Here is a 15,167-nt window from a genome sequence, read left to right as displayed (position 1 = left end):
CATACCGGATCACACGTCGCGGCGGACCGCGTTCAGCGCCGTGTCGATGGCGCCAACCAGTCGTTCGGTCAGTTGGTCCAGCTCGTCATCGGAAATGATGAACGGCGGGGCCAGCAACACGTGGTCGCCCTGGCGCCCGTCGATGGTGCCGCCCATCGGGTACACCATCAGCCCCTGCGCCATGGCTTCGCGCTTGATGCGCGCGTGTAGCGCCAACGCGGGGTCGAAGGTCTGCTTGGTGGCGCGGTCTTGCACCAGCTCAATCCCCATGAACAGACCTCGGCCGCGGATGTCGCCCACCTGCGGATGCTGGCCCAGCGCCTGCTCCAGCCGCTGTCGCAGACCCGCGCCTTGTTCGCGCACGCGTTGCAGCAGGTTGTCGCGGCGGATCACGTCTTGTACGGCAAGCGAGGCCGCGCAGGCGATGGCGTGGCCCAGATAAGTGTGCCCGTGTTGGAAGAAGCCGCTGCCTTGCTGCATGGCGTCCACGATGCGCTGCTGGACCATCACGGCGCCAATGGGCTGATAGCCGCCACCCAGCCCCTTGGCGATGGTGATGAGGTCAGGCACGATGCCTTCCTGTTCCACCGCGTACAGCGTGCCCGTGCGGCCCATGCCGCACATCACTTCGTCGGCAATCAGCAGCACGCCGTGGCGGTCGCAGACCTCGCGCACGCGCTTGAAGTAGCCGGGCACGGCGGTGACGGCGCCGCTGGTCGCACCCACCACCGGCTCGGCCACGAACGCCATTACGGTGTCGGGGCCCAGCTTCTCAAAGGTCTGTTCCAGTTCCCGCGCCAGGCGTTCGCCGTACTGCTCGGCGCTTTCGCCGCTTTGCTGGTCGCGATACGCGTAGCAGGGCGACACGTGCTCCACGTCTATCAGCAGCGGCGCGAATTGCGCGCGGCGCCACGCGTTGCCGCCTACCGCCAGCGCGCCCAGCGTGTTGCCGTGGTAGCTCTGGCGGCGCGCCACGATATGGCGCCGTTGCGGTTGGCCGATTTCCACAAAGTACTGCCGCGCCATCTTCAGCGCGGCCTCGACCGCCTCGGACCCGCCCGACACGAAGTACGCGTGCGAAATGCCCTGCGGCGCGTCCTCCACCAACCGTGCGGCCAGCTGTTCGGCGACGTCGGTCGTGAAGAAGCTGGTGTGGGCATAGGCCAGCGCGTCGATCTGGGCGTGCATGGCGGCCTGGACGTCGGGATGGTTATGCCCAAGACAGGACACGGCGGCGCCGCCGGAACCGTCCAGGTACGCGCGGCCGGCGCTGTCGTGGATCCACACGCCTTGGCCTTTGACGGCGACAGGGGGCGTCTGGCGTAGGGAACGATGCAGAACGTGGGAGTGGCTCATGGCAATCCGTTTGGCAAAGGTGAGGGTTGAAGTCAGCCGGGGCGGCGGGACGTTGGGGCGGTCCAATAGACGTTGTCGGCGCGCAGGCGCTGTTCCACTTCGGTCAGGCGGTTCAGGACGTCCGCGCCGCCGCGAGCCGTCAACCTGGCGATCAGATGTTCGGCCAAGCCGAGCAAGCCGGCGGTGGTGTGAAAGAACGAGCCGGGGCCTCGGCGGGCCGGGTTCGCCTGCACGCCGTCGCGGTCGGGCGGGGCGAAGCGCAGCGTGTGGCGTGCGTCCACGGCCAGCGGCGACAAGGGGTCGTCGGTCAGGGCGATCAGCGCCACGCCCCGCTGCGCCGCTTGGCGTGCCAGTTGCACGGTGGCGGTGGGGTAGGGCGCTTGCGAGATCACGATGAGCGCGTCGCCAGCGTCCAAGCCGTCGGCCTGTTCGGCTGGCGCCCCGCCCAGGCCGTCGATCAGCACGCTGTTACGGCGCACCAACTGATAGGCGTAGCGCATCTGGAACGCGATGCCGAAGGCGGAACGCGTGCCCAGAAAGCCCACCTGCCGCGCGTTCAGCAAAGTCTGGACGGCAGCGTCGAATGCGGACGCCTGGTTCAGGGCCCACACTGACGTCACCGCCTGGACCTGGTAGTCGGTCAAGACATCGTGGCCCGGCGTGGCGGCATCGCCGGCCGCTGCTTGCAGCGCGGCGGCGCGATCACGCAGGCCGGGCTGGGCTTGCCCGCTATTGTCGGCAAGCGCTTGTTGGAAAGGTTGTCTAAATGCTTCGTAGCTGGAATATCCCAGCGCCCGCGCCAGCCGCAGCATGGTGGCCGGCGCCACGCCGAGCGCCTGGGCTTGACGCCGCATCGACCACAACCCCACTTGCGCCGGATGCGCCGCCACCCAATGCGCCGCGCGTTGCAGCTCCGGTGGCAGTCCTTCCATTTTTTGCTGCAAGGTCGGGATGAGGTCAGGGGGCAATGACATGTGGGTAAGGTCGGGATGTACCGGTTAAAAACAAATGATATATCTATGGATTTAAATAAAACAATTGTTTTTTTTCTCGGCATTTCTCGTGCGGCGATGCTGTTCTAGCCCACGCGGCGGCGCCTTGAGCACGCCACTTGCTCCTCTCGCAAGTCCGGGAAATTTGCTTATATCTTCTGCAAATCCGTGTTCATTTATTTACATCGTGCGCGGGATTTTTGTTTGACGCGAATACATCGGGCGCATATCATTCGTGTAGAAATGAATTTGACCGAACCTTTCTCTTCCATGACCAGCCCCGCGAACACTGATCCCTCCCAGCAGTACGACCTGCGCATTTTGCGAGCCCTGCGCCGCATCACGCGTTCGATCGCATTGCACTCGCGACAGTTGTCCGCGGTCAGCCATATCACTGCTCCGCAGTTGATGTGTCTGCGCACGGTAATGGCCAATGGCCCGATGACGGCCACGGCCATCAGCCGTGAAATGCATGTCAGCCCCAGCACGGTGGTGGGCATCCTGGACCGCCTGGAAGACAAGGGTTTGATCCGCCGTGAACGCGGCCGCGAAGATCGCCGCATTGTTTTCGTTACTGCCACGGACGCCGGCCGCGAATTGGCCCAAGGCGCCCCGTCTCCCCTGCAAAAGCATCTGGCCGACGCATTGAACGCGTTGCCCGAGCTTGAGCAAGCCACCATCACGCTATCGCTGGAACGCATCGTGGCGCTGATGGAGCAGGAAGGGCAGGCAGTCGCAGCGGAACCGCACGGCGATGTATCGTCGCCCATCCTTGAAGTGCCCACGGGCGGGGCACCCCCAGAATCGGGAATCGTTGCATGAAGAAAAACGAACTGGACACCCCCCATCTCTCAAGTGCCGTGGCGCCGGCGGTTCGCGCGCAGACCCATACGATGCGTCTGCCCACCCGCAAAGACGGCGCCGCCATTCACCAGCTCATTTCCGAGTGCCCGCCGCTCGACCTGAATTCCCTCTACGCCTACTTGCTCCTTGGTGAGCATTTCAGCGACACCTGCGTCATCGCCGAAAGTGCCGGCGGACGTATCGACGGTTTTATCTCCGCTTATGTGATCCCGACCCGCCCCGACGTGTTGTTCGTCTGGCAGGTTGCGGTGCACACCCGCGCACGCGGCCATCGGTTGGGCCGCGCCATGCTTCGCGAACTCTTGCAACGCAAGGGGCTCGAGCATGTTCGATATCTTGAAACCACGGTGGGGCCTGACAACCAGGCATCGCGTCGCAGCTTTACCGGCTTGGCCGGCGAGCTTGGCGCCCACGTTTCCGAACAGCCGTTCTTCGACCGGCAATTGTTTGGTGGCGCGGACCATGACGACGAGATGTTGTTGAGGATAGGCCCGTTCGCATTGCCTGCCCCGTAGGGCAGCGCAACCCCAGCGGACTTATCGAAATTACCGGGATGGCAATGCCTGTCCGAATGCGTTCACCGCATCCGGAGGGATCGTGCCGTCTATTCAACTTATGAGATGAAAAAGGGAGGATTGATCATATGGACTTGAAAATCTTTGACCGGATGGAATCCGAAGTGCGGGGCTACATTCGGTCGTTCCCCGTGATATTCAGCCAGGCCCGAGGCTCGACGCTGATCGACGAAGGCGGCACCGAGTACATCGATTTCTTCAGCGGCGCAGGCACGCTGAACTACGGCCACAACAATCCTGTTCTCAAGGAAAAACTGCTGGAGTATGTGCAGGCGGACGGCGTCGTCCACGGCCTGGACATGGCGACCAGCGCGAAGAAGCGTTTCCTGGAGACGGTGGATCGCGTGCTGCTCAAGCCGCGCAACTGGCAATACACGCTGCAATTCACCGGCCCCACCGGCACCAATGCCGTGGAAGCCGCGCTGAAGATCGCGCGCCAGGTCAAGGGCCGTTCGAATGTGATTTCGTTCACGCATGGCTTTCACGGCGTCAGCGGCGGTTCGCTGGCCGTGACGGCCAACATGAAGTTCCGCGAAGCGTCCGGCTATGCGCTGGGCAACACCACGTTCATGCCCTATGACGGCTACTTCGGCCCCGACGTGGACACGATGGCCTACCTGGAACGCATGCTGGAAGATCCCAGCAGCGGCATGGACAAGCCCGCCGCCGTCATCGTTGAAACCGTGCAGGGCGAAGGCGGCGTCAACGTTGCCACGCTACGCTGGCTGAAAGAGCTGGAAAAGCTGTGCAAGCGCCACGACATGCTGCTGATCGTGGACGACATCCAGGTGGGCTGCGGCCGTACCGGCACCTTCTTCAGCTTTGAAGCCGCCGGCATCCGCCCGGACATCATCACGCTGTCCAAGTCGCTGTCTGGTTTCGGCCTGCCGATGTCCTTGGTGCTGATGAAGCCCGAGCTGGACATCTGGAAGCCGGGCGCCCACAGCGGCACGTTCCGCGGCAACAACCTGGCGTTCGTCACCGCCACCCAGGCCTTGGAAACCTATTGGGCCAACACCGCCTTCACGGCCGACATCCAGCGCAAGGAACGCACGGTGCGTGACTGGCTGGAAAACCTGGTCCACAGCTATCCCAACGCGGGCCTGTCGGTGCGCGGCCGTGGCCTGATCCAGGGCCTGGTGTGCAACACCACGCCCGCGCTGGCCAACCGCATCGCGCAGCAGGCATTCAAGAAGGGCGTCGTCATCGAGACCTCGGGCGCGCATGACGAAGTGCTCAAGCTGCTGCCGGCGCTGACGATTGAAGAAGATTTGTTGAGCAAGGGCCTGGACATCATCGAGGCCAGCGTGGCCGACGCGCTGGCAGAAGAAGGCCAGTCCGCCCGCATTCTTAAATTTGGAGGAAAACGTCAATGATCGTACGCAATGTCAAAGATGTGATCGGCACCGCCGACGAAGTCCGTACCGACACCTGGGTCAGCCGCCGCGTGCTGCTCAAGAAGGACGGTATGGGCTTTTCCTTCCACGAGACCACCATCTTTCCCGGCGGCCGCACGCACATCCACTACAAGAACCATCTTGAAGCGGTGTGGTGCATTGAAGGCGACGGTTCCATCGAGACCATCGCCGACGGCAAGAAGTATGACCTGGGCCCCGGCGTGGTCTACGCGCTGAACGAACACGACGAGCACTGGCTGTGCGGCGGCAAAGAGCCGCTGCGCGTCATCTGCGTCTTCAACCCCCCGCTGACCGGCCAGGAAGTGCACGACAAAGAAGGCGTCTACGCCTTGCCTGAAGCCGAAGCCAAAGCGGCTTGATACAAGGAGGTTCGCATGATCTCACCTGCAAAGGATCCGTACGCCTCCCGTACGGACCGGGGCTCAGCCATCATTGCCCGCCAGGACCCGGTGGTCTATGGCGACGGCAAGTACGCCAACGCCTTGTCCGGCGAACAGGTCGGGCAATATGAGCGCGACGGCTTTCTCTTGTTGGAAAACCTGTTTTCCGAAGAAGAGATCCGCGCGCTGTCCGCCGAGGTCGAGCGCATGACGCGCGACCCGTCGATCATCCGGCGTGAGGAATCCATCACTGAACCCGGCAGCAATGCCGTGCGCTCCATCTTCATGGTGCATGTGTTGAACCCCGTGCTGTCGCGCCTGGTGCGCGACCCGCGCCTGGTCAACGTGGCGCGGCAGATCCTGGGCTCCGAGGTATACATTCACCAGTCGCGCGCCAACATGAAGCCCGGCTTCAAGGGCAAAGAGTTCTACTGGCACTCGGACTTCGAGACGTGGCACGTGGAAGACGGCATGCCGTCGATGCGCGCGCTGAGCTGCTCGGTGCTGCTGACCGACAACAACGAGTGCAACGGCCCGTTGATGCTGGTGCCCGGCTCGCACCGCCAGTTCATCTCGTGCGTGGGCGAAACCCCGAACGAGCACTACAAGCAATCGCTGAAAAAGCAGGAATACGGGGTGCCGGACCCGGTCAGCCTGCAATTGCTGGTAGAGCAGGGCGGCATCCGCTCGATGACCGCCAAGGCGGGTTCGGTGGTGTTTTTCGACTGCAACACCATGCACGGCTCGAACAGCAATATCTCGCCGTGGCCGCGCGCCAATGTCTTCATGGTCTACAACAGCATGGAGAACACCTTGAACCCGCCCAAGTACGGCCTGACGCCGCGCCCCGAACATATCGCGACGCGCAAGGGCTTCAAGGCGGTGACGCCGCTGGATACGCTGAAGCTGGTGGGCGGCTGATCCGCCGCGTTCAGCCCGCCGCGTCGGACCTTGGCGGGTTGTACCTCCCACACCGAAACCCGGGCCTTGCCCGGTTTTTTTCATGCGCGGTGCGGCGCCTGAAATTCGACCGATGCCGGCGTCCGCTCTCTGCTATTCTTGCGCGGATTCCCCTCACGCCAAAGCGATGCCGCCATGTCCGCCCGTATCCTGAGCTTGCACATTTACCCGATCAAATCCTGCGCCGGCATCGATCTGGCGGAGTCGCCCATCGACCGGGCCGGCCTGGCTTACGACCGCCGCTGGATGCTGATCGGCGCCGATGGGCAGTTCATGACGCAGCGCCAATGGCCGGCGATGGCCCTGATCCGCACGGCGCTGACCGCCGATGCGCTTCGCATCAGCGCGCCCGGCATGCCCGATCTGGACGTGCCCCTGGATGAATCCGGCATCGAGCCCGGCGCGCAAACCGTGGCGGTCTGGGCCGACACGATATCGGCGCGCCACGAAAGCGCCGCCACGGGCCAATGGTTTTCTGAATTCCTGAAAACGCCGTGCCGCTTGCTGAAGGTGGACAGCGCTGCCGCGCGCAACGCCAAGCCCGACTGGGTATCGCGCTGGGTGGATGCGCATCCCGATCTGGCGGACGCCTTCGTGGGCGACCACCACTTCGGCTTTGCCGATGGTTTCCCGCTGCTGATCGCCAACCAGGCCTCGCTGGATGACCTGAACGCGCGCCTGCAAGCCAAGGGCGTGGCGCCGGTGCCCATGGACCGTTTCCGGCCCAACATCGTGGTCGAGGGCGAATGGGAACCCTTCGAAGAAGACCATACCGCCATGATCACGGCAGCGGGCGTTCGGATGGCGTTCGTCAAGCCGTGCACCCGTTGCTCGATTCCCGACATCGACCAGCGCACCGCCCAGCAGCACGACGAGCCCGGCCGTACGCTGGCGGGCTATCGCAATCTGGATATCGGGGTGGTGTTTGGCCAGAATGCCATTCTGGACGCGCCGGCCGGCGCGCGCTTGAAAGTCGGCGACGCGGTCGAGATCGAACTGGATTTCTGACCGGTCGTCGGGCCGGGGGTGTCTTCGGTCACGCCGAAGGCACCTGTGCGGATTACGCCGAAGACAACTTCAGGCCGATCAGACCCAGCACAATCAGGGCCACGCTGACGATGCGCATCCAACTCGTGGACTCGCCGAACAGCACGATACCGGCCACGAAGGCGCCCACGGTGCCGATGCCCACCCACACGGCGTAGGCGGTGCCCAGCGGCAGCGTTTTCATGGCGACAGCCAGCAGCCACACGCTGATGGCCATGCCGCCCGCGGTAATCAGGGACGGCCAGAGGCGGGTGAAGCCATGGGTGTATTTCAGGCCTACGGCCCAGACGATTTCAAACAGGCCCGCTAGCACCAGGATGATCCAGGTCATTGACGACTCCTTCTGTTGCGCTGCCGGCGTTGCGCCGGCAATAAGGGGTCGTCCCCGGATAAAAAAAACACCGGTCGTTTGACCGTGCGCAGCAACGGGCCGTCCCGCTGCGGCAAAAATTATAGAATACCGGCTTCCAACGGCAAAACCGGATGCCGGGCATCACTTAAGCAACACGTCGCGGACCGGACCGCGAACCAGGAATTTCCATCATGCAACGCATCATGCTGCGGGCAAAGCTACACCGCGTCACGGTCACCGAAGCCGATCTTCACTACGAAGGCTCATGCGGCATCGACGAAGACCTGCTGGACGCTGCCGGCATGCGCGAGTTCGAACGCATCGAACTCTACAACGTCACCAATGGCGAACGCTTCGACACCTACATCATCAAGGCGGCCCGCGGCAGCGGCGCCATCTCGCTGAACGGCGCGGCCGCGCGCCGGGCCCAGGTGGGCGATCTGTTGATCATCTGCACCTACGGGCCGATGTCCGAAGAAGACTCCGCCAAGCACAAGCCGCAGGTCGTGCTGGTGGACGACGCGAATCGCGTCAAGGAAATTCGCAAGTTCCCGGCCTGAGGCCGGGCCGGGCAACGCGCCATTTCGGCTTGGCCGGATGGCGCTTTCGTCAACCCTGAACCATTTCATCATGAGCTTCCAGGTCATCATCCAACCCAGCAAGCATCAATTCCCGGTTGAGCCCGGCCAGACCGTGCTCGACGGCGCCTTGGCCGCCGGCATCGTGCTGCCCTACAGCTGTCGCAACGGCGCGTGCTCCACCTGCAAGGGCAAAGTGGTGTCCGGGGAGTTCGACGCCGGGCAATATCCCGCCCAGATCCTGTCGCCGGAAGAACTGGCCAACGGCTACACGCTGTTTTGCCAGGCCCGGCCCGCGTCCGACATGGTGGTTGAATCCACCGAAGTCCGGCTGGCCAGCGACATCCAGATTCGCAAGCTGCCGTCGCGCGTGCAGACGCTGGAACGCGTGGCGCCCGATGTCACCGTGCTTAAGTTGCAACTGCCTGCTTCCGAGCAGTTCCGCTATTACGCGGGGCAGTACATCGAAGTCATCCTGAAAGACGGGCGTCGTCGCAGCTACTCGATGGCTGGTGCGCCGCATACCGGCAGCCCGCTTGAACTGCACATCCGGCACATGCCGGGCGGGCTTTTCACGGACCATGTATTCGGCGCCGGCACCACGCAGATGAAGGAACGCGAGATCCTGCGGCTGGAAGGGCCGTTCGGCTCTTTCTTCCTGCGCGAAGACAGCAACAAGCCCATCGTGCTGCTGGCTAGCGGCACGGGCTTTGCGCCTGTGAAGGCCATCGTCGAGCACATGATCCACAAGAGCATTGCGCGCCCGGTCACGCTGTACTGGGGCGGCCGCCGTCCCCAGGACTTGTACATGGACGCACTGGCGCAGTCCTGGTCTGGCCTGCTGCCGAACTTCAAGTACGTACCGGTGGTGTCCAATGCGCTGCCCGAAGACGGCTGGTCGGGGCGCACCGGCTTCGTCCATGAAGCCGTCATGCAAGACATCGCGGACCTGTCCGGCCATCAAGTCTATGCCTGCGGCTCGCCGCTGATGGTGGATGCCGCGCGTCGCGAATTCAGCGTGCAGAACGGGCTGCCGCCGGAAGAGTTCTACGCGGATGCCTTCACGTCCGAGGCCGACCTGGCGAAAGCCGCGTCGTAAATCGGACCACGGGAATCATCGGGGGGGAATTCACAGGCTGAAAAGCTTCGTGACTTCCGCCCCTTTTTTATACGTAGGCGAAGGCAAATCGGCGGGGTAAACTGCCTTCGCAGCGGCTTGCCAAAGGGGCGGACATCGGGTCCGTGGCCGACTTGGCATGCAAGGAGCAATGCGGGCATGAAAGTAGCGGTATTGGGTAGCGGCATTATCGGAATCTCCAGCGCCTGGTGGCTGAACCAGGCCGGCCACGACGTTGTGGTCATTGATCGCTGCACCGGTCCCGCCCAGGAAACCAGCCTTGCCAATGGCGCGCAGATTTCGGTTTCCTATGCCGAACCCTGGGCCAATCCGCAGGCGCCGCTCAAGCTGCTCAAATGGATGTTCCAGGACAACGCGCCCTTGCTGTTCCGGCCGCAGCTGGACTGGCGTCAATGGATGTGGGGCCTGGCCTTCCTGCGTGAGTGCCTGCCCGGCCGGCTGGCTCCGAATATTCGGGCCATGGTCCGCATGGCCGAATACAGCCGCGCCACGCTGCGCAGCATGCGCGCGGAACTGGGCATCGAATACGACCACCTTGAACGCGGCATCCTGAACTTCTACCGCGATCCCCACGAATTCGAAAACTCGCAACGGGCCGCCGGCCTGATGCGCGATTTCGGCGTCGAGCGCCGCGTGGTCACGGCAGACGAGGTCATCGCCATCGAACCGGCCCTGGCCCCGCACCGCCAGACCATCGTGGGCGGTGATTACACGCCTGAAGACGAAAGCGGCGACGTCCACTTGTTCTCGGTCGCGCTGGCCGAACGCTGCGCCCGCGCCGGCGTCGAATTTCGCTACAACACGCGAGTCACGCGTTTGCTGACGCAAGGCGGCGCCGTGCAGGGCATGGAAATCATTGAACCCGATGGCCGCTACGGCACCCTCTCGGCAGACGCGTATGTCGTGGCGATGGGCAGCTTCAGCCCCAATCTGCTGCGTCCCTTGGGCATCCCGTGCAACGTGTATCCCGCCAAGGGCTACTCGGCGACCTTCCCGGTGCTCAAGCCGGAAGCCACGCCTACGGTCAGCCTGACCGACAGCAGCCATAAAATTGTGTTTTCGCGCCTGGGCGACCGTCTTCGCATGGCCGGCACCGCCGAGCTTTCGGGATATTCGCGCAGTCTGAACACCGGCCGTTGCGAAGCCATGACGCGCCTGGCGCAAGAACTTTTTCCCGACGCGCTCGATTTCGAACGCGTCAGTTATTGGTCGGGCCTGCGCCCGTCCACTCCCTCGAACGTGCCCATCATCGGCCGTAGCCGCATCCCCAACCTGTATATCAACACGGGTCACGGGACGCTCGGCTGGACGATGGGCGTTGGCTCGGGCCGGGCTTTGGCCGATCTGCTCAGCGGACGGCGGCCGGAACCGGAATTTCCTTTTCTTGGTCTGTGAACCTATGAAGAATCTGCAATTGGCGGGCGTTGCCCGCGCGATGTTCGCCAGCCGGCGTGCATGGGTCTTCGGCGCCGCGATGGCGCTGGCGGGGGTGGCTAACGCCGCACCCGTGGAAATCCAGGTCTGGCACACACTGTCGGACGCCAACAAGGCCGAGTTCGAAAAACTGGCCAAGCAGTACAACAAAGAGCAGGACCAGGTCAGCGTCAAGCTGCGTGGTTTCGCCTCGCAAGAGGCGCTGGAACAGGAAGCCGCATCGGCCGCCAAGGCCAAAAAGGCGCCCAACCTGGTCCAGCTGACGGATAACCATTCACCGGAAGTCGTGGCGCAGCACAAAGCCATCATGCCGATGTACGAACTGCTGGCCAAGTACCCGATCAAGGACCTGAACTGGTTCGTGCCGGCCACCAGCAGCTTCACGCGCGACAGCAAGGGCCGCCTGCTGGCGTTCCCGTGGATGGCCGAAGTGCCGGTGATGTTCTACAACACCGCCGCCTACAAGAAGGCCGGCTTGGATCCCAACAACCCCGCGCGCACCTGGAACGGCCTGCAAGCCGAACTGCTGAAGCTGCGCGACGTGGCCGACATCGATTGCCCCTACGCGTCCAGCGACCAGGTCACCGTGCACCTGGAGAACCTGGCCCCGATCAACGGTCAGCAATTCACCAGCAACAACAACGGCCTGGACGCGATCACGAAGAAAAGCGCCGCGCCCGCGATGCAGTTCGACACGCTCTACATGCGCCACATCTCCCTGATGGTCAGCTGGAAGCGTTCGTTGCTGTTCATGGCGCACACGGGCGACGCGTCGGCCGACAAGTTGTTCGCCAAGGGTGAATGCGCGGTGCTGACCGCCAATTCCGGCGCATTCGGCACGTTCCTGAACACCAAGTCGCTGTCGTTCGGCGTGGCGCCGGTGCCTTACTACGACCAGGCCACCAAGGCTGCCGGCCAACCGTTTGTCAGCGGCTCGGCTTTGTGGGCGCTGGAAGGCCGCCCGCAATCCGAAGAAAAGGCAACGGCACAGTTCCTGGCCTGGCTGTCCAAGCCGGTCGTGGCCGCCGAATGGCATCAGCGCACGGGCTTCCTGCCCCTGACCGAAGCCGCGTTCCGCGCGTCTGACGTGTCGTTCTACAAGAGCATCCCGGGCGCACAGGCCGTGATCGCGTCGATGAGCAACCGTCCGGCCAGCAACAGCCGCGGCTTCCGCATGGCCAACTACGCGCGCATCGAACCCGTTCTGAATCAGCAACTGAACGACGCCTTCGACGGCAAGGTTCCGCCCGTGTCGGCATTGAACAATGCGGCCTCGCAGGCGCGCAGCATCGCCGCCCAGCGTTAATCCATGCGCTAGGCCTGGGCAGCGTGTAGCTGCCTGCCGCCACCGCAAAAACCCGGTCTTTCAGACCGGGTTTTTTTTTGCCTTCGGCACGCCTGTCCGGGAGGGGTGGATCAATTCATCCATGCGTACATGCCAGTCTGGCGGCCCGCTTTGCCCTCGTCCACCATGCCGTTCATGCGTACCGATTCCGGTGCGCCTTCAGCTTGCGGTGAGGCATGGTTCGAATCATTTTCCTGGTGGCAGGCGTGTCCTGCCTGGGGGCTTGCACTGGCTGGCCCGCCAATGATGGCGCCGGTGTGGGGTGGCAGGCTGCCGGGTCCGCTGCGCACGCGTTTCGTTTTGATTGGCGCTTGTCCGGCGACCCGGCGGTTGCGCCCATGCAGGTGTTCGACGACGGCAAGGACGTCTGGCTGCAATTCGCGCCGGGGCAACCCTTGCCCGCTATCTTCGGTGTGCGAGCAAATGTTGAACACGCGCTGCCCTATACGCGGCGCGACCCTTATGCGGTGGTGACGGGGGCGTGGGAGGCGCTGCGGTTTCGCGGCGGGCGCTTGATGGCGCGCGCTGAACGCGAAGCCCGACGCGACACCGAACGCGCAGCCGATGTTGCGGCCGCGCCAGGCGCACCGGTTTCGATGTCGGCAGAAGCCGCCGTCGCCGTCCCGCTTGCGGGCGTAGGGCAACTGGCGGGTAAAGGGCCATTGGGCACGCGCGATGCGCCTGTGCTGGCGGCTTCTTTGCCCGGCGATTCCAAGGCAGACATTTCAACGGCGGGCGCTTTAACGGCAGCTGTTTCAAGCGGAGCCGCTTCAACGTCAGACACTTCAATTTCAGGCGTATCCCTATCCGCCATTCCAAGCCCAAACGCGGCTGCCGCCGTCAGCAGGTATCGGGCAGCACCCCCGGACACTACGCTGCGCGCCGTGCTGGCGCGCTGGGCCGGTGATTCGGGCTGGACCTTTCGCCCGCAACACTGGGCTGTCGACGTCGACATTCCCCTGTCCGCCTCGGCCGATTTTTCCGGCGATTTCAAATCCGCTGTCCGCGAATTGCTGAGCGCCACCGAGCTGGCCGACAAGCCCTTGCAGCCTTGCTTCTACGGCAATCAGGTCCTGCGTGTGGTGCCGTTGGCCCAACCGTGTTCGCGGGCCGCGCCTGCGCAAGGGGGTGGGGCATGAACCGGCTTCAATGGTTTGGCGTGGCTGCGACTTGCGCGCTAGCTGGCTGCGCGGCAACGGAGCAGGTGGCGCACTTGAATCGGGCGGCAAACGAACGGCTTGATGTTGTCTCCGGCCATCACCGCGCGTTCGCCCAGGGCTTGTCCGACCGCCAGGCGCGCATCGCCGCGCAGGACGTGGCGGCGCCGTGGGTGGCCGGCACGCCGCAACCCTTGGCGCGCGACGTGTCGCTGCCGCCCGCGTTGCGCGAGAACGTGCCCACCACGTTGATGCTTGCGGACGACGCCGATCTTTTCGGATTGGCGCAACGCCTGGGCGCTGCCACCGGCATCCCGGTGCGAGTGCAACCCGAAGCGTTGCTGCCGCTGGAGCAATTTCTGCCGCGTCTGGCCGTAACGGGCGGCTTGTCCGTGCCGGCGCCGTACCGCATGGAAGTCCGGGACGGCCCCTTGCCGCTTGCCGACTTGCTGGACGCGTTGGCTGCGCGCTTTTCGGTGCATTGGCGATACGTGCGCAACGCGCTGGAGTTCTACCGCACCGAGACGCGCGTGTTCGACGTGCGCGCGCTGTCGTTGGCAAGCGCGGTCGACGTGCGCCTGGGCAGGTCCGGCAACGCAGACGGCGAGGGCTTCGAAAGCACCTCCAGCACCACATTGGCGGCCAAGGAACACAACGCGCTGGCCGTGCTGCGGGCCAGCATCGCGCCGTTCCTGACGCGGTCGGGCTTGATTGCCGATGCGGTGGACGGCGCATCGTCCCTCGTCGTCACTGACACTCCCGACGCGTTGGAGCGCATCGCGGTCTTCCTCGAACGCGAAAACAAAGCCATGACGCGTCGCGTACGCCTTGTCTTCGAAGAAATCACCGTCATCGTCAAGCAATCGGCCTCGGGTGGCCTGGACTGGAACGCGCTATACGCGGCGGCGGGCGCTTCCGCGCGCTACGCCATGCCGGCCGTGGCGGTTGCCGGAGCAAGCACGCTTGACGTGTCGGCGGGGCGGGGCGCCTGGCAAGGGTCGCAAGCGCTGGTGTCTGCGCTAAGCACAATGGGCGCGATCGTCCGGCACAACAAGGTTCCTGTTTTGACGCTTAACCGGCGCCCGGTCACTCATGCCATTCGCACCACGTTTTCCTACATCGATCGCGTACAAAGCACCGCGGTGCCGGGCACCACGGCGGGGGGCGCCAACGGCACGTTGCCGGCCGTGTCCATCACGCAGAAAGAAGAAACCGTGGGCTCGTTCCTGACCCTGGTTCCTGATATCCAGCATGACGGCCAGATCTTGCTGTCCGTGGCGTATGACAACGCGGTGGCGCAACCACTGAAGACCATCACCTTTGGCGAGCGCGGCAATCAGGTCCAGGTGCAGCAGATCACGATTGACGGCAATGGCACGGTTCAGCAAATAGAGCTGCGGCCGGGGCAACCCGTGATTTTGTCCGGCTTCGACCGCAGTACCGACCAGCATGCAGGCCAGCGCCTGGCCCCGGGGCTACCGCTGATCACCGGCGGGCACGACAGCGCCGAGCAGGCGCGCGAGACGACGTTGATGCTCGTCACCGCCCAAGTAGAAGAGGGGTACTAAGCC

15 protein-coding genes are annotated in these 15,167 nt (G+C 63.9%); 12 read left to right on the top strand and 3 right to left on the bottom strand.

What is annotated here, in order from left to right; translation table 11 throughout:
- Positions 1–9: 9 nt before the first annotated feature.
- Together YH64_RS09740 and YH64_RS09735 are read right to left on the bottom strand one after the other, a co-directional pair.
- Positions 10–1,356, bottom strand: a complete 1,347-nt coding sequence (locus tag YH64_RS09740) for an aspartate aminotransferase family protein (RefSeq protein WP_046803758.1) — start codon at positions 1,354–1,356, stop codon at positions 10–12.
- A gap of 32 nt (positions 1,357–1,388) precedes the next feature.
- Positions 1,389–2,330 carry a MurR/RpiR family transcriptional regulator gene (locus YH64_RS09735; RefSeq protein WP_046803711.1) on the bottom strand — a complete coding sequence of 314 codons (942 nt, stop codon included), beginning with the start codon at positions 2,328–2,330 and terminating at the stop codon, positions 1,389–1,391.
- 288 nt (positions 2,331–2,618) lie between these two features.
- Between YH64_RS09735 and YH64_RS09730 the strand changes: the two genes are divergently transcribed.
- From YH64_RS09730 to YH64_RS09705, 6 genes are all read left to right on the top strand, one after another.
- Positions 2,619–3,170, top strand: a complete 552-nt coding sequence (locus YH64_RS09730) for a MarR family winged helix-turn-helix transcriptional regulator (protein WP_046803710.1) — start codon at positions 2,619–2,621, stop codon at positions 3,168–3,170.
- Entirely contained in the window at positions 3,167–3,727 is a 561-nt protein-coding gene (ectA, locus tag YH64_RS09725) for a diaminobutyrate acetyltransferase (RefSeq protein WP_046803709.1), read from the top strand. Before YH64_RS09730 ends, ectA begins: the two co-directional genes overlap by 4 nt.
- Positions 3,728–3,855: 128 nt before the next feature.
- Complete coding sequence (gene ectB / locus YH64_RS09720) at positions 3,856–5,163, top strand: diaminobutyrate--2-oxoglutarate transaminase (protein WP_046803708.1); 1,308 nt, start codon at positions 3,856–3,858, stop codon at positions 5,161–5,163.
- The gene (locus YH64_RS09715; RefSeq protein ID WP_006218546.1) at positions 5,160–5,564 is read left to right on the top strand and encodes an ectoine synthase; all 405 of its coding nucleotides are present in this window, start codon (positions 5,160–5,162) and stop codon (positions 5,562–5,564) included. Before ectB ends, YH64_RS09715 begins: the two co-directional genes overlap by 4 nt.
- A 15-nt stretch (positions 5,565–5,579) precedes the next feature.
- Positions 5,580–6,506, top strand: a complete 927-nt coding sequence (gene thpD / locus YH64_RS09710) for an ectoine hydroxylase (RefSeq protein ID WP_046803707.1) — start codon at positions 5,580–5,582, stop codon at positions 6,504–6,506.
- Between the two features lie 174 nt (positions 6,507–6,680).
- Complete coding sequence (locus tag YH64_RS09705; protein WP_046803757.1) at positions 6,681–7,553, top strand: MOSC domain-containing protein; 873 nt, start codon at positions 6,681–6,683, stop codon at positions 7,551–7,553.
- Between the two features lie 52 nt (positions 7,554–7,605).
- Here the strand turns inward: YH64_RS09705 and sugE are convergent, their stop codons facing one another.
- Positions 7,606–7,923: a quaternary ammonium compound efflux SMR transporter SugE gene (sugE, locus tag YH64_RS09700; protein ID WP_046803706.1), complete on the bottom strand. Its 318-nt coding sequence runs from the start codon at positions 7,921–7,923 to the stop codon at positions 7,606–7,608.
- A 212-nt stretch (positions 7,924–8,135) separates the two neighbouring features.
- Between sugE and panD the strand changes: the two genes are divergently transcribed.
- The 6 genes from panD (at position 8,136) to YH64_RS09670 (ending at position 15,164) form a co-directional block, all read left to right on the top strand.
- Positions 8,136–8,504 (top strand): aspartate 1-decarboxylase, encoded by a 369-nt coding sequence (gene panD, locus YH64_RS09695; RefSeq protein WP_039883066.1) that lies wholly within the window; start codon positions 8,136–8,138, stop codon positions 8,502–8,504.
- Positions 8,505–8,574: 70 nt separating this feature from the next.
- Positions 8,575–9,621, top strand: a complete 1,047-nt coding sequence (locus YH64_RS09690; protein ID WP_046803756.1) for a CDP-6-deoxy-delta-3,4-glucoseen reductase — start codon at positions 8,575–8,577, stop codon at positions 9,619–9,621.
- A 177-nt stretch (positions 9,622–9,798) separates the two neighbouring features.
- Positions 9,799–11,055, top strand: a complete 1,257-nt coding sequence (locus YH64_RS09685) for a D-amino acid dehydrogenase (RefSeq protein ID WP_046803705.1) — start codon at positions 9,799–9,801, stop codon at positions 11,053–11,055.
- A gap of 4 nt (positions 11,056–11,059) precedes the next feature.
- Positions 11,060–12,400: an extracellular solute-binding protein gene (locus tag YH64_RS09680; RefSeq protein WP_046803704.1), complete on the top strand. Its 1,341-nt coding sequence runs from the start codon at positions 11,060–11,062 to the stop codon at positions 12,398–12,400.
- A 215-nt stretch (positions 12,401–12,615) separates the two neighbouring features.
- Positions 12,616–13,578 carry a TcpQ domain-containing protein gene (locus YH64_RS09675; RefSeq protein ID WP_052945961.1) on the top strand — a complete coding sequence of 321 codons (963 nt, stop codon included), beginning with the start codon at positions 12,616–12,618 and terminating at the stop codon, positions 13,576–13,578.
- The gene (locus YH64_RS09670) at positions 13,575–15,164 is read left to right on the top strand and encodes a type II secretion system protein GspD (protein WP_143215314.1); all 1,590 of its coding nucleotides are present in this window, start codon (positions 13,575–13,577) and stop codon (positions 15,162–15,164) included. Before YH64_RS09675 ends, YH64_RS09670 begins: the two co-directional genes overlap by 4 nt.
- Positions 15,165–15,167: the final 3 nt, after the last annotated feature.

Origin of the sequence: Achromobacter sp. LC458, assembly GCF_001005835.2 — a bacterium.
Taxonomy (GTDB): Bacteria; Pseudomonadota; Gammaproteobacteria; order Burkholderiales; family Burkholderiaceae_B; genus Achromobacter; species Achromobacter spanius_B.
Note: the sequence above shows the minus strand (reverse complement) of the source record. Positions and strands in the feature narration are given on the sequence as shown.